Annotated in this window: 13 protein-coding genes; 7 read left to right on the top strand and 6 right to left on the bottom strand. The window is 54.9% G+C overall.

All coding sequences use genetic code 11. The annotated features are described in order from the left end of the window. The first annotated feature begins 122 nt into the window (after window positions 1-122). From BUA39_RS11650 to BUA39_RS11620, 7 genes are all read left to right on the top strand, one after another. Entirely contained in the window at window positions 123-2570 is a 2448-nt protein-coding gene (locus tag BUA39_RS11650; RefSeq protein ID WP_072793387.1) for a GcvT family protein, read from the top strand. Further along, a complete protein-coding gene (locus tag BUA39_RS11645; RefSeq protein ID WP_072793386.1) occupies window positions 2567-3529 on the top strand; it encodes a GlxA family transcriptional regulator in 963 nt (320 codons plus the stop codon). The genes BUA39_RS11650 and BUA39_RS11645 overlap by 4 nt, the downstream gene beginning before the upstream one ends. 97 nt (window positions 3530-3626) lie before the next feature. Next, window positions 3627-6077 carry a GcvT family protein gene (locus tag BUA39_RS11640; RefSeq protein ID WP_072793385.1) on the top strand — a complete coding sequence of 817 codons (2451 nt, stop codon included), beginning with the start codon at window positions 3627-3629 and terminating at the stop codon, window positions 6075-6077. A gap of 150 nt (window positions 6078-6227) precedes the next feature. After that, entirely contained in the window at window positions 6228-7115 is an 888-nt protein-coding gene (gene rarD / locus BUA39_RS11635; RefSeq protein ID WP_072793384.1) for an EamA family transporter RarD, read from the top strand. Between the two features lie 37 nt (window positions 7116-7152). Further along, window positions 7153-7806, top strand: a complete 654-nt coding sequence (locus BUA39_RS11630) for an RluA family pseudouridine synthase (protein ID WP_072793383.1) — start codon at window positions 7153-7155, stop codon at window positions 7804-7806. 175 nt (window positions 7807-7981) lie between these two features. Then, window positions 7982-9130, top strand: coding sequence for a capsular polysaccharide export protein, LipB/KpsS family (locus tag BUA39_RS11625; RefSeq protein WP_072793382.1), 1149 nt, complete (start codon window positions 7982-7984; stop codon window positions 9128-9130). Between the two features lie 23 nt (window positions 9131-9153). Further along, complete coding sequence (locus BUA39_RS11620) at window positions 9154-10047, top strand: glycosyltransferase family 8 protein (protein ID WP_072793381.1); 894 nt, start codon at window positions 9154-9156, stop codon at window positions 10045-10047. A gap of 49 nt (window positions 10048-10096) precedes the next feature. Here the strand turns inward: BUA39_RS11620 and pnp are convergent, their stop codons facing one another. From pnp to truB, 6 genes are all read right to left on the bottom strand, one after another. Next, window positions 10097-12238, bottom strand: coding sequence for a polyribonucleotide nucleotidyltransferase (gene pnp / locus BUA39_RS11615; RefSeq protein WP_072793517.1), 2142 nt, complete (start codon window positions 12236-12238; stop codon window positions 10097-10099). A gap of 241 nt (window positions 12239-12479) precedes the next feature. Continuing rightward, window positions 12480-13331: a KPN_02809 family neutral zinc metallopeptidase gene (ypfJ, locus tag BUA39_RS11610; RefSeq protein ID WP_072793380.1), complete on the bottom strand. Its 852-nt coding sequence runs from the start codon at window positions 13329-13331 to the stop codon at window positions 12480-12482. Window positions 13332-13467: 136 nt separating this feature from the next. Then, window positions 13468-13737, bottom strand: a complete 270-nt coding sequence (rpsO, locus tag BUA39_RS11605; RefSeq protein WP_072793379.1) for a 30S ribosomal protein S15 — start codon at window positions 13735-13737, stop codon at window positions 13468-13470. A gap of 152 nt (window positions 13738-13889) precedes the next feature. After that, window positions 13890-14156: a DUF5665 domain-containing protein gene (locus BUA39_RS11600; protein WP_072793378.1), complete on the bottom strand. Its 267-nt coding sequence runs from the start codon at window positions 14154-14156 to the stop codon at window positions 13890-13892. A 4-nt stretch (window positions 14157-14160) separates the two neighbouring features. Then, the gene (locus tag BUA39_RS11595; protein ID WP_110721847.1) at window positions 14161-14676 is read right to left on the bottom strand and encodes a DUF1643 domain-containing protein; all 516 of its coding nucleotides are present in this window, start codon (window positions 14674-14676) and stop codon (window positions 14161-14163) included. Further along, window positions 14673-15590 carry a tRNA pseudouridine(55) synthase TruB gene (gene truB, locus BUA39_RS11590; protein WP_072793376.1) on the bottom strand — a complete coding sequence of 306 codons (918 nt, stop codon included), beginning with the start codon at window positions 15588-15590 and terminating at the stop codon, window positions 14673-14675. Before truB ends, BUA39_RS11595 begins: the two co-directional genes overlap by 4 nt. Window positions 15591-15609: the final 19 nt, after the last annotated feature.

Here is a 15609-nt window from a genome sequence, read left to right as displayed (position 1 = left end):
AACGAATTCCGAGCAAAGCGATGGCAAAGGCCTCGCAATGCTTGAAACAAAGCGCCTTGCACAGCGCAAGGCCACTACTGCGAAAACGGGGCCAAACCCCACACTTCAAATGAGAGAAAATAATGGCTGAATTTCCAACAACTGCACGTGTTGTGATCATTGGCGGCGGTGTCGTCGGTGTCTCAACGCTCTACCACCTTGCCAAAGCGGGATGGTCTGACTGTGTGCTTGTCGAAAAGAACGAGCTGACAGCAGGGTCAACCTGGCACGCGGCAGGGAACACTCCGAACTTTGCAGGCTCTTGGGCCGTGATGAACATGCAGCGGTATTCGCTGGAAATGTATCGCACGTTGGCCGACGACGTCGATTATCCGATCAACTACCACGTGACCGGTGCCATCCGTCTGGCGCACACCAAGAAGCGTATGCAGGAATTTGAGCGTGTAGCTTCTATGGGCCGCTACCAAGGTCTGCAAATGGACATGCTGGAGCCGCACCAGATCCAAGACTACTACCCGTTCATGGAAACCCATGATTTGGAAGGCGCGCTGTGGGATCCGCTGGATGGCGACATCGATCCGGCTCAGCTGACACAGGCGATGGCCAAAGGCGCGCGTGATCTAGGCGCAAACATCCAACGTTTTTGCCCAGCGACCGGCGTAAGCCGTGATGGCAACGGTTGGATTGTGCACACAGAAAAAGGCGACATCAGCTGCGATTACGTGATGAACGCCGCAGGCTATTACGCCGCGCGCGTTGGCGAATGGTTCAAGCCTTACGGTGGTCGTGACGTGCCTTTGACGGTTATGTCTCACCAGTATTTCCTGACCGAAGAGATCCCAGAGATCAAAGAATGGACAATCGCAAACGGCGGCGGCCACCTGCCAATGATCCGCGACGTGGACACGTCTTACTACCTGCGTCAGGACAACTACGGTCTGAACCTCGGCCCATACGAGCGTAACTGTAAAGCGCATTGGATCACCGAAGACGACCCAATGCCGCATGACTTCTCGTTCCAGCTGTACCCGGACGATCTGGACCGTCTGGAATGGTACATCGAAGACGCGATGGCACGTGTGCCGCTGCTCGGCACCCAAGGCGTTGGTCGGGTGATCAACGGCCCAATCCCCTATGCGCCCGACGGCCTGCCTATGATGGGCCCAATGCCTGGTGTTAAGAACGCGTTTGAAGCGCACAGCTTTACCTTCGGCATCGCGCAGGGCGGTGGTGCAGGTAAAACCATGGCTGAATGGATCATGCACGGCGAGACCGAATGGGATATGTGGGCGGTTGATGGCCGTCGTTACACCGACCACGCGGATGCGGACTTTAGCCTCAAGAAAGCGCTGGAAACTTATGGCCACGAATACGCGATGCACTTCCCGCATCACGAATGGCCTGCGGCACGCGACAAAAAGCTGTCGCCAAACCACGAACGTCTGGTTGCTGATGGCGGCCAAATGGGGGCTTACAACGGTTGGGAACGCGCGAACTGGTTTGCCAAGGACGGTGACGATACCTCTGAAGAGGGGACCGAAACATGGGCACGTGACGGCTCTTGGACGGCACGCGTCAAAGAAGAAGTCGAAGCAGTGCGTGATGGCGTTGGCGTCATCGATATGTGCGGCTTCTCTCGTTTCACGCTGAAAGGCGAAGGCGCGGCGGAATGGCTGCGGACCATGGTTGCGGGCGCTCTGCCAAAGGCGGGTCGCATGAACCTGATCTACTTCGCTGACTCCCGTGGTCGTATCCTGACAGAGATGTCCTGCATCCGTCACGGTGAAGATGACTTCACCCTGATGACGGCAGCTGTTGCCCAGTGGCACGACTTTGACTTGCTGCGGAACAACCTGCCAGAAGGTCTGGAACTGAAGGACGTTTCCAAAGAGTTCACCACCATGCTGGTGACCGGTCCAAAGTCGCGCGATCTCTTGTCTTCGATCTCTGATGCGGACCTGACCAGCGGCTGGTTGAGCCTGCAGAGCGGCAAAGTGGCAGGTCACGACGCGCTACTGGCACGGGTCAGCTTTGTTGGCGAACTCGGCTGGGAAGTTCACGTTGCAACCGAGAACGCAGCAGAGGTCTACACAGCTATTCGCGACGCAGGGGCAGCACCGTTTGGCATGTTCGCTCTGGACTCAATGCGGATCGAAAAAGGCTATCGCACATGGAAGGGCGATCTATCGACCGACTACTCCATGTTCGAAGGCGGCTTGGGTCGTTTCGTGCGCCTGAACAAGGAACAGGACTTCCCTGGCAAGGCAGCTTTGGCTGCCGAAGCAGAAGCCGGATCCAAAAAAGGCTTTGTCACGCTGGTTGTTGACGCACCGTTCGCCGATGCCCCATACATGTCTACAGTATGGAAAGACGGCGAAGTTGTGGGGGAAACCACATCGGGCAACTACGGTTACCGTGTGAACAAATCCATCGCTTTGGGCGTCGTCCGCAGCGAATTGACTGAACCCGGTACCGAACTCGAGGTCGAAATCTTTGGCGAACGCTGCAAAGCAGTTGTCCAGCCGGACCAACCACTTTGGGACCCAGAAAACGAGCGTCTACGCGCATGAATGGCACAGGGCACATTACAGAAGTTGATATCATCGTCGCAGATGGCTTCGTTCTGACCGAACTTGCCGGGGTTGTGGACCCTTTGCGATTGGCCAACCGCGTAAGTGCCCTGCCTGTTTTCAAATGGAACTACCGATCCGCCAATGGCGGGTCGGTCACCTCTAGCAGCGGCGCCATGGTGAATGCGCTGCCCTATGAGGACCGCCCTGATGCGGCCTATCTTTTTGTGATTGGGAACGCCGACCCGGATTGCCCTGCGCTTGCCCTGAAAAAGGTCATAGATCGCTATACGAACCGGCAGGGAATCGTTTTCTTGTTGGCCGAGGCAGCAAGCCGATACATCAAGGACAGCGGCGACAAGATAGCCTCCCATACCACCCATTGGGAAAACACCGAACTTCTGAAAGAACGCGGCAGCCTGATTGAAACCGGCCACGCGATTGCCGCGCAGGATGGTGGCATTGTGACCTGTGCCGGCATGGGCACAACCTATGACGTGACACTTGCCATGATTGGCCAGCACGTCTCTCCGGCCACAAAGCTGGCAGTTGCCAACATTCTGTTACACGACAAAATCCGCGATTTCTCGACCATGCAGCCGTTTTCCGGCGCGATGGGGACGGTTACGGGCGACTGTGAGCTGGACCAGTGTATCGAGATTATGCAGGCCAATATCGAAGACCCACTGCCGATTGGAGAGTTGGTCAAGGTCCTTAGCCTGTCCAACCGTTCGCTGGAGCGAAAATTCCGGCTACACCTGAATACGACGCCAAACCGGTTCTATCGGGAACTGCGGTTGACCAAGGCCAATAACCTGCTTTTGAACACCACGATGAGCGTGCGCGACGTGGGTCTGGCCTGCGGTTTCAGCAACGGGTTTTCAGGTCTCTACAAAAGCTTTTACGGCATCACTCCGGCCGTCCTCAGGAAGCAACGCAGGGCCGCGCAGAATCTGTGACCCAGCGTGGAATTTCCGCCATTTAAGTCGCAAACAATGCATTAGATGTCTTTAAATCATGGCAGCAATGATTCCAGAATTCAGAGGATCATAAGTCATGAGCGATATTCCAGCAAAAGCACGTGTTGTCATCGTTGGCGGCGGCGTTATCGGGTGTTCGGTCGCCTATCACCTGGCGAAAAAAGGGTGGAACGACATTGTTCTGCTTGAGCGCAAACAGCTGACCTCCGGCACCACGTGGCATGCCGCTGGTCTGATCGCTCAGCTTCGCGCGACGAAGAACATGACGAAGCTCGCGAAATACTCGCAAGAGCTTTACGGCACGCTGGAAGAAGAAACCGGCGTTGCAACCGGGTTCAAGCGCAACGGGTCGATCACCGTCGCTCTGACCGAAGAGCGCAAAGAAGAGATCTACCGCCAGGCAGCCATGGCCCGCGCATTTGGTGTTGAGGTCGAAGAGATTTCTAACGAACGCGTGAAAGAGCTTTATCCGCACATCAACCTCGAAGGCATCAAAGGCGCGGTTTACCTGCCATTGGACGGTCAGGGAGACCCAGCCAACATCGCGCTGGCACTCGCGAAAGGGGCCAAACAGAACGGCGCCTTGGTGAAAGAACGCACAAAGGTCACCGGTTTCGTCAAGGACGGTCGCAAGGTCACCGGCGTGACTTGGGAATCTGATGACGGTTCCGCGTCTGGCACCATTGAATGCGACATGGTTGTGAACTGTGGCGGCATGTGGGGCCGTGAAGTCGGTAAGATGGCTGGCGTGAACGTGCCTCTGCAAGCGTGTGAGCACTTCTACATCGTAACCGAAAACATCGAAGGTATGACACAGCTGCCCGTTCTGCGCGTGCCTGACGAATACGCTTATTACAAAGAAGACGCCGGCAAGATGCTGCTCGGGGCTTTTGAACCAGAAGCCAAGCCATGGGCCGTCGATGGCATCCCGTCAGACTTTGAATTCGACCAGCTGCCAGAAGATTTCGATCACTTCGAACCGATCCTCGAAATGGCGGTTGAGCGGATGCCGCTCTTGGGAGAAGCGGGTATTCACACCTTCTTCAACGGTCCTGAATCCTTCACCCCGGATGACGCCTACCACCTTGGCCTCGCGCCAGAGATGGACAATTTCTGGGTCGCGGCGGGCTTTAACTCCATCGGTATCCAATCCGCAGGCGGCGCAGGTATGGCGCTGGCAGAGTGGATGGACACAGGCGAGCGTCCATTTGATTTGGGCGACGTTGACATCGCGCGGATGCAACCCTTCCAAGGCAACACAAAGTACCTGGAAGAGCGCTCTCGCGAAACGCTGGGTCTCTTGTTCAAAGACCACTTCCCATTCAAGCAGAAAGACACTGCACGCGGCGTGCGCCGATCCCCGGTGCATCACCACTTGCTGCAAAACAATGCCGTCATGGGTGAGTTCGCAGGCTGGGAACGCGCGAACTGGATCGCGGATGCGGGCCAGAAAGCGGAATACGAATACAGCTGGAAGCGTCAGAATTTCTTTGACAACGTTGCGCGCGAACACAAAGCGATCCGCGAAAACGTTGGCATGTATGACATGTCTTCCTTCGGTAAAATCCGCGTGGAAGGCCCAGATGCGACTGCCTTCATGAACTACGTGGGCGGCGGTCAGTATGACGTGCCAGTGGGCAAGATTGTCTACACCCAGTTCCTGAACCGCACCGGTGGTATCGAGGCGGACGTCACCGTGACACGCATCTCTGAAACCGCATATCTGGTAGTGACACCGGCGGCGACACGACTGGCGGACCAAACTTGGATGATGCGCAACAAGCGTGACTTCAACGTTGTCATCACTGACGTGACTGCTGGCGAAGCCGTGCTGGCTGTAATGGGTCCAAACTCTCGCAAACTGTTGGAAATGGTCTCCCCGAATGACTTCTCTAACGCCACAAACCCATTTGGCACCGCTCAGGAAATCGAGCTGGGTATGGGCCTCGCGCGTGTACACCGCGTGACCTACGTGGGTGAGCTGGGTTGGGAGGTCTATGTCTCCTCCGACATGGCTGGCCATGCGTTTGAAACCCTGTGGGAAGCCGGTCAGGACCTCGACCTGAAACTCTGCGGCATGCACATGATGGATACCTGCCGGATCGAAAAAGGCTACCGCCACTTCGGTCATGACATCACATGCGAAGACCACGTGGTCGACGCCGGTCTGGGTTTTGCCGTGAAAACCGATAAGCCAGACTTCATTGGCCGAGAAGCGGTGCTGGAGCGTAAGGAAACTGGTCCACAGAGCCGCTTGTTGCAATTCAAACTGACCGACCCAGAGCCGCTGCTGTATCACAACGAACCTGTTTTGCGGGACGGCGAAGTGGTTGGTTACCTCTGCTCTGGTGCCTATGGCCACCACCTTGGGGCAGCCATTGGTTTGGGCTACGTGCCGTCTGCAGGCGAGAAAGCGGCGGATGTTTTGGCATCCACTTATGAGATCGACGTCATGGGCACACGCGTGAAGGCCGAGGCCTCGCTGAAGCCGATGTACGACCCGACATCAGAGCGCGTGAAAGCGTAATTTTTGCGAAAATCAGAGTTGCCGCAACCAGAGGTAGCGGCAACTCATCACTTCCGGCGGGTTCTAGCATCACGAAAATTCATGCGATGCGTGATGACGTCGCCGTCGATAGCGGTTTAAGTAGCGGAGACGTTTGAACGGACTTCGCCAATGACCCAGCAAAATCAGGACACGCCGCGCGGATTGGCTTTGGCCATAACAGCCTACGTGATGTGGGGGTTCTTGCCCCTTTACATGAAGCACTTGACGCATGTGCCGCCCGTCGAAGTGGTTGCGCATCGAGTGATCTGGTCCGTGCCGATTGCCGGTGCTGTTTTGTGGTATCTTGGGCGTACCAATGATTTGCGCGATGCCATCCGGAACCCGCGCATGTTGGCCATGGCCTGTGTCACCGCGGCGCTCGTGTCGCTGAATTGGGGCATCTACGTCTATGCCATTTCGATTGGTCGCACGGCAGATGCTGCGCTCGGCTATTACATCAATCCGTTGTTTTCGATGTTTCTTGCTACGGTCCTGCTGGGGGAGCGTCCGAGCAGGGCGCAGCAGGTTTCCATCGCGCTAGCCGCTCTCGCCGTCATCGTCCTATTTGTGGCATCGCCTGCCCCACCATGGATACCTCTCGGACTGACACTCAGCTGGGGTTTTTATGCCTATTGCAAAAAGTCACTGCCCATTGGGCCAAACCAAGGTTTCCTGCTAGAGGTCCTGATCCTTTCCATTCCAGCCACAGGATACCTCATCTACATCGCAGCCATGGGTGACGGTGTGTTCCTGACCAACACGCGCGATAGTTGGATCCTACTGGCGGCTGGCGTTGTCACCGCAGTGCCTTTGATGATTTATGCCAATGGCGCGAAACTGATCCGCCTCTCGACGGCGGGTATCCTGCAATACATCGCGCCCAGCATGATCTTTATCATCGCGGTCTTCTTATTTGGTGAAGATTTGGATCAAAGTCGGCTCATAGCATTCCCGATGATCTGGACCGCCTTGGTGATCTATACGATCAGCATGGTGCGCCAAATGCGCAGCGCGTGATCTTGTTCAATTGTGCAGGGGAGGCTATCCCCGGCGCATGACTGAGATTACGCCATATGATCCGCCACAAGACCCTTTGGATATCCTCTATGAGGACGGCCACATTGTTGTCGTCAATAAACCAAGTGGTTTATTGTCCGTGCCGGGCAAAGGCGCGCATCTGGCGGATTGTCTGCTGAGCCGCGTACAGGCGGTGTTCCCGGATGCCTTGCTGGTGCATCGGCTGGATCGAGACACATCAGGCGTGATTGTTTTTGCGCTTACACCTCATGCGCAGCGCGATATCTCGATGCAGTTTGAAAAACGCAGCACCAAGAAAACCTATGTCGCACGCGTGCAGGGCAGGGTGGCAGAGAAGACTGGCACCGTCGACCTGCCGCTGATTGTCGATTGGCCAAACCGCCCCCTACAAAAGGTCTGCCACGAAACAGGCAAGCCTGCGGTGACGGATTGGCGTGTGCTGAAAGTCAGTGATTCAGAAAGCCGCATAAGACTGTTCCCAAAAACAGGTCGCAGCCACCAACTGCGCGTCCACATGCTGGCGCTTGGGCATCCGATCTTGGGTGATCCACTATACGCGCCCGAAACGACAGTAGAGCATCAGCGCCTTATGCTGCATTCCGAGGAATTGCGGATCAACCATCCTGAGAGCGGTAAAGGGCTGAGTTTCAGGGCAAAGGCGGGGTATTGAGATACTTTGCTTTTCCGTGCCTTCAACAATCAAATGAGACTTTTGGCATTTGGTCAGAGAGTTTGAGTGCGACCTAAAAACTGGCACACTTGCTTTACGAGAATTACACAGAGTAAGAGTAATTTAACCTGGGCTGTCGAAGAGCAAGTCCCAAATTAGCTACGGTGACAACTAGTTGAATTATGCTCCCGCAAATAATGGTCAACAGAAGAAATTCCTTGTCCACACTGCGCGCAGACAGCGATTTCGCGAAATCGCTACCGGCTTTTGCGCTGGGCACACCGTCGAATACTTCGACAATGTCGGGCTACTTTTTTGGGGAGGTGCTCCATCGCGTCAGGTGTTGCAACAAGCGTTGGAATCCAGCCGCTCAAATAGCGCCAAAGGTTTGAAGCTGGCTCTAAAGCGATGGGTTTTGAAGTCACAATACCGTTGGAGCCATCGCTTCCTTAAACAACGGAAGCCAGAATATCTGCTGGTTTGGAACGGTATTAAAGGTCACCGGGCTCTCCTTGTGGAAGCGGCAAAAGAACTTGGGATCGGAGTTTTTTACTTCGAGGAAGCTCCTCTACCAGGGAAGCTCGCTATCGACACTCGTGGCGTAAACTACGGTAGTAGCTTACCGCACCAATTAGAATTTTATGAAAATTGGTGCGAAGAGAACACGGTGGATGACACAGAATGGCGCGCGATGGGTCGTGCCCTTAAATCGCGAGAGGCGACGCACAATGCATCAGTCGGACAAAATGATGCATGCGCAGAACTCAGAAAAGAGAACTATGTTTTTTTTCCGTTGCAGGTAGAGGGCGACAGTCAGATTACAGTCTACGGAGATTGGGTACGCTCTGTCAGACATTCGGTCGATGAAATCTACCGGGCTAGTGCGTATCTTCCAGCGGGTTGGCACGTAAGAGTCAAGGAACATCCCTCCTCGCGTCACTCAATGACGAACGATCTGATGGCAATGCAGAACGAAAAGTTCCGCATAGACAATTCGACCGATACAGTGCAGCAACTTCAAGCGAGTCGCGGCGTCATTACCATCAATTCATCAGTCGGATTGCAGGGTTTTTTTTATGACAAACCAGTCGCAATCATGGGGAACGCCATGTTTGGGCTTACGGGTTTGGTCGAAAAGATAAAAGGTCCAGATGACCTGCGGAATTACTTTCAGGATCCGGAAAATTGGTCGTTCAGTCTTGGCAATCGCAACGTTTTCATGGCTTATCTATGTGCGGCTCAGTTTCCAGATGAAGACCTTGTGCGACGTGGACAAATCCGCGCACAAGACATCCTGCATCGTGACGCTAAGAAGCGAAACTAGCTCAATTCTCTGGAGCGGAAAACGTGTCAGAAATAGACAAAATACAGATTGCTATTGCGACCGACCGAAACATGCTCGATGCAGCCATAGTTGCACTCGGATCGGTTCTGGAAAATTGCAGGCATCGCGTTGATGTTCATTTTCTTGGATACGCTCTCCTTGCGGTCGATCGAAATGCCATTGAGAAGCTGTGTCTTCTGCATAACGCTCGGCTGACATTTCACGAACTTAGCAGCGGATTGTTCGTTGGAGCCGAGCAGAAAAATTCAAAGATAACCTTGGTTACATTGGCGCGTATGTATCTGCCGCAGTGGATCACAGGCAAAATACTCTATCTTGATTCAGATATGTTGATCTGTGACGACGTCGCAAAACTTTTCGAAATTGATCTGGGGCAGTCCCTGTTGGGTGCCGTCAGAGATCCTTTGATGCTGTCACGGTTGGCTAAAGGTAGGTCCGCAGAAGACAAAACTTTGCTTCATATTCAATCGATCATGCACGATGCGCCGATCAGCGAATATTTTAACGCCGGATTATTGCTATTCGACTGTGACAGAATTCGCGAAAAACCAGCACTTGTCGACGCCATGACAGATGTCTCACGGGCGAACCAATATCCAATGTTGGACCAAGACCACTTGAACTCCCTCTTCATAGGACAAACATCGTTCCTACCGCTACGATGGAACGACGCATGGGCGGAAAGACAGAAACTCTCCAGAAATTTAGAAAACCTTGATTTCCTGCGCGAGTCGGAGGTCGGAGCATTGGATCAGCCCGCTGTGATACATTTCACTGGCTCATGGAAGCCTTGGCACCGTCTCAATCTTGATATGTTGCTGCGAGGACGGCTCAGAGTAATTCGCAGATATCGCGCGGCGGCCAAGCGCATATTAGGCTCAATTAAACGCCCATAAAAAAACGCCCCGCAAAGAACGGGGCGTTTTAAACTAGCAAGGCGACTTTTTAGTCGTCCGCTTTTTCTTTCTTCTCAGGGACGACCTCTTCGCCGGTTTCCTGATCAACCACTTTCATGGACAGGCGAACCTTGCCGCGGTCATCAAAACCAAGCAGTTTCACTTTCACTTCTTGACCCTCTTTCAGAACGTCAGATGGGTGGTTCAGGCGGCGGTTTTCGATCTGGGATACGTGCACCAGACCATCGCGCTTGCCAAAGAAGTTCACGAAAGCACCGAAGTCGACGATTTTCACAACCTTACCGGTGTAGATCGCGCCTTCTTCTGGCTCTGCCACGATCGCATAGATCATGTCATAGGCTTTCTGGATCGATTCACCGTTCGGAGATGCGATCTTGATCACGCCTTCGTCGTTGATGTCGACCTTCGCGCCAGACACTTCCACGATCTCACGGATCACCTTACCGCCAGACCCGATCACTTCACGGATCTTGTCGGTTGGGATGTTCATGGTCTCGATACGAGGCGCGTGGACAGAGAACTCCGATGTGCCAGACAGTGCTTTGTTCATCTCACCCAGGATGTGCATCCGGCCGTCTTTCGCCTGTGCCAGAGCTTTTTCCATGATTTCAGGTGTGATGCCCGCAACCTTGATGTCCATCTGAAGCGACGTGATGCCGTTTTCGGTACCCGCTACTTTGAAGTCCATGTCACCGAGGTGATCTTCGTCACCCAAGATGTCGGTCAGGATCGCGTAAGAGCCGTCTTCTTCGAGGATCAGACCCATCGCAACGCCAGCCACCGCAGATTTCAGCGGAACGCCTGCGTCCATCATGGAAAGAGAGCCACCACAAACGGATGCCATCGAAGACGAACCGTTGGATTCAGTGATCTCAGACACAACGCGGACGGTGTATGGGAAATCGGTTGCCGCTGGCAGAACCGCCTGCAGCGCGCGCCATGCCAGTTTACCGTGACCGATTTCACGACGACCTGGGCCACCCACACGACCAACTTCACCAACAGAGTATGGAGGGAAGTTGTAGTGCAGCAGGAAGTTCGAACGGAAGTTGCCGTGCAGCGCGTCGATGATCTGTTCATCGTCACCGGTGCCCAGAGTGGTCACAACCAGACCTTGGGTTTCGCCGCGTGTAAACAGGGCAGAACCATGGGTCCGTGGCAAGAGGCCAGTTTCCGCAACGATTGGACGTACGGTTGTGGTGTCACGACCGTCGATGCGCTTGCCGCCTTTGACAACGTCACCGCGCAGGATGCTTGCTTCGAGCTTTTTCATCGCCGAACCGAGGTTCGCGTCTTCGAGTTGCTCTTCGCTCAGCGCTGCTTTGATCGTTTCGCGGGCTGAAGCAACAGCTGTTGTGCGCTCTTGTTTGTCGGTGATCGCGAATGCCGCACGCATTTGCTCTTCGCCTGCGGCAGACACTGCTGCGTAAAGCTCAGAATAATCAGGCGCTTGGAAATCAAATGGCTCCTTCGCAGCATCTTCCGCCAGATCAATGATCAGGTCGATAACCGGCTGGAAGCTTTCATGTGCAAACTTCACTGCGCCCAGCATTTCTGCTTCGGACAGTTCGTATGCTTCAGATTCGACCATCATCACGGCGTCTTTGGTCCCTGCGACAACAAGGTCCAGACGCTGGTCTGGCTTGGTGCGCAGCTGATCCATATCCTCAACCTCAGGGTTCAGGATGTATTCGCCATCTACGAAACCAACACGCGCTGCCGCGATTGGGCCCATGAATGGAACACCGGAAATGGTCAGCGCTGCGGAGGCCGCGATCATCGCCACGATGTCTGGGTCATTGACCAGATCGTGGGACAGAACTGTACACATCACGAGAACTTCGTGCTTGAAGCCTTCAACGAACAGCGGGCGGATCGGACGGTCGATCAGGCGCGCGGTCAGTGTTTCTTTTTCAGTTGGACGCGCTTCGCGCTTAAAGAAGCCGCCAGGGACTTTACCGGCAGCATAGTATTTTTCTTGGTAGTGCACGGTCAGAGGGAAAAAATCCTGACCTGGTTTTGGTGCCTTCGCAAAGGTCACGTTGGCCATGACGCTGGTTTCGCCCAAAGTGGCGATAACGCTGCCGTCTGCCTGACGGGCAACCTTGCCCGTTTCCAGAGTGAGGGTTTCTTCCCCCCACTGCATCGAATTCTTAGTTTCTGTGAACATCATCGTATCCTAAGTAGGAGCACTCCCGGCCCTCCGGGTCTCCCGATTACATGGTGGCCCCATTGCCACCGACCTCATCTATCTTTCTTTCGCGTGCCGAGGCCTGTGCACTCGTCTCAGATAGGTTCGGGCCATACATCACTTTTCTGGCAAAGGGAAGGAAAACCCCTGTCGCAGACCTGCGTGAGCGTTGGGGCATTTCACCCGCACATGCCGAACGCTCGTCCTGCTGATCTAGAGGTTAAAGAGCGGCCGCGCTGAAGGTGTCACAGTCACGCACGTCGCCGGATTGAAAGCCACGCAAGAACCAGCTTTGGCGCTGTTCACTTGTACCGTGGGTGTAGGTGTGTGGTCGTGGAACACGGCCCGCGTTGCGCTGAAGTGTGTCGTCGCCGATTTGTTTCGCGGCGTTCATAGCTTCTTCAACATCGCCCTGTTCGAGCGAGCCAAATTTCTGATCCGCGCGCCGTGCCCAAATGCCGGAGAAACAATCAGCCTGCAATTCGATACGCACGGAAATCGCGTTTGATTCACGTTCTGAAGCTGCGCGCCGAATGCGGTTTGCTTCGGACAAAATGCCAAGTTCATGTTGCACGTGGTGTGCGACCTCATGGGCGACGACATAGGCAGCTGCGAAGTCGCCACCTGCGCCGAGGCGGCTGCGCATTGTTGTGAAGAATTGCGTATCTAGATAGATCTTGTTGTCAGCCGGGCAATAAAAGGGGCCAGTTGCGCCTGACGCGCCACCGCATGGGGATTGTGTCACCCCTTTGAACAGCACCAGTGTTGCGGGATCATAGGGTCTGTCAAATTGCTGCTGAAAAATGGCCTGCCAGACCTCTTCGGTGTCCGCCAATGTGACACTTACGAATTGTGCGGCTTCCTCATCAGCCGCGGTAATGGTCCCAGTGCTCTGGCTTTGCGGGTAACTGGTCGAGGTCCCCTGTAGGAGAGGGGTCAGGTCGACACCAAATAGCGCGCCGACAACGACGATCGCGAGAACGCCAAGACCACCGGTTCCGGCGATTCCCATGCCTCTGCGCCCACGCCGGTCTTCGATATGGCGACTGGTCCGCCGTCCTCTCCATTTCATGGTCTTTCCCTCAGTGCTGGCTGTCTTCACAATCCTAACGCACGAAACGCGGATCGGTTCATTCTCTCAGGGGCGGAGAAACAAAAACACCCGCTCAATTGAGCGGGTGTTTCTATAAATCGGAATGTGAAATTCCTTAGCGACGCAGGCCCAGACGCTTGATCAGGTCAGCGTAACGCGCTTCGTCTTTACTCTTCAGGTAGTCCAGCAGCTTACGGCGCTGAGCAACCATTTTCAAAAGGCCACGACGACCGTGGTTGTCTTTTTTGTGGGTTTTGAAGTGCTCTGTCAGGGTCGCAATGCGGGAAGACAGGATTGCAACTTGTACTTCAGGGGAACCTGTGTCGCCCTCTTTGGTTGCGAATTCTTTCAGCACGCGGCTTTTTTCTTCAACAGTGATCGACATCGGGGTCTCCTATTCAAAAGGGTTACGGGCACAAGCCGGGATGTCGTCCAGCAGGGTCCATGGAGGTGCCAGCGATTCCCTTCGGAGTCACAGGCGGATGCGGGCGTATAAGCCCAATTTTATTGGATTGAAAGCCATTTCTTGCAGGCAATCTATTGCGCCAACTCGATGTATTGCAATATCTGCACGGCCCAATCCCCGACGACAGGCAGGAATTCGAACTGCGCAATGCTCCATGCCAATATCGAAACCAGCAGTGTCGCGCCGAATACCGATCCAAGGCCAAAGGCAAGGCCACGCACGAACTGAAAGCCGATCAACCGCCAGACAGAATTCTGAGCACGGATAAAGCGATGGCTGTTGAGCCGCTGAACCTCTGCCGTCAGCTTGTCGAGCGCCTTGTCTGTCTCAGGTGTCATATCGTTATCCTTCCTGCGGCCAGAGTTCTGGTTTCTGCGCATAGGGTACATATAGCGGATGCCTTGGGTGACCGCCTTTGGTCAATCCGAAATGGTGCAATTGGAAACCTGCATAGTGAATAAAGTCTTTTGTGCGAGGTCCTTGCCCAAGATGCGCGCCGTGCACTCCCCAAGCGGCCACAATGTGGTCCGCCCATTGGCAAGCCCTCAGGATTTCTGCAGCGTTGTCTGCACCTTCAGGCGCAGGGTGGCGGCGCATTTGGTGTGGGTCAGTTTCGCGCAGGGCAAAGATATTAACCGCGCAGAAGGCGCCAAAGCCAAGCGCGCGGGCACGGCGCTCGCAGCGTTCAATTGTGGGGTCGTTTTGCTGTTCCGTCGCCTTTGAGGGGTTCAGCATGATGTAAAGCAATCGCGGCTTCTGCTCATCCCAAACGCGCGTCAAAGCGTAGCGATAGGTTTCGCAATCAGAATAAACCGCCTCAGAGGCCGCGTCGTCTTTCTGAAACCGTCGCTTGATCATGTGGCGTCGGGCAGGACGAATACACGGCTTGGATGCAACTCGCCTGATTTGAACTCACCAATGGCAACTGGGACGCCGCGACAGCTGGCCCAACAGGTATCGCCATAGTCCAACCCCGAGGTGATCACCATGGCCGGGTTCCCATTGCGCAGCTTTACGGCGGCCTCATCGCTGCAGGTAACCTCCGGGATGTCCACCAGTCCCGCCGTCAGCGGGCGGAGAAGGTCATCAATCTCTCGTGTTTTCGCAAGGGCGTCGATCTGTTCCAGGTCCACTCCATCTTGCACGTCAAAGGGACCAGACCAGACCCGCCGCAACTCACGCACATGCCCCTGACATCCGAGGGCCTCTCCCAAATCTCGGGCGATGGACCGCACATAGCCGCCCTTGCCGCAGGTCAGTTCAAGCAGCACATGATCGTCATCTTCGCGATCCAGCATGATCAGACTTTCAACCCACAAAGGCCGCGCCGCGATTTCGACCTCTTCGCCGTCGCGGGCGAGTTTGTAGGCCCTTTGACCATCAATTTTCACAGCCGAAAACTTGGGTGGCACCTGCTGAATATCACCGACAAACTGACCCAGCGTGGCTTTGATCGTGCCGTCATCGGGCCGCAGATCAGATTCCGCGATCACTTCTCCCTCGGCGTCATCGGTATTGGTCGCCTGACCAAGGCGCACAGTGAATTCATAACATTTCAATGCATCGGTGATGAACGGGATTGTCTTTGTCGCCTCACCAAGGGCGACCGCCAGTACACCTGTCGCTTCTGGGTCCAATGTGCCGGCGTGGCCCGCTTTTTTGGCACCGAACGCCCAACGCACTTTGTTCACCACTCCGGTTGATGTGATCCCGGCGGGTTTGTCGATGATCAGCCAACCAGAGATGTCGCGGCCTTTGCGTGTGCGCCCCATGCGGTCCTCACGTGTGGTG

Origin of the sequence: Cognatishimia maritima (genome assembly GCF_900129685.1) — a bacterium.
In the GTDB taxonomy this organism is placed as follows: Bacteria; Pseudomonadota; Alphaproteobacteria; order Rhodobacterales; family Rhodobacteraceae; genus Cognatishimia; species Cognatishimia maritima.
The sequence above is the reverse complement of the archived record's forward strand: the minus strand, read 5'-3'. Positions and strand labels throughout refer to the sequence as shown.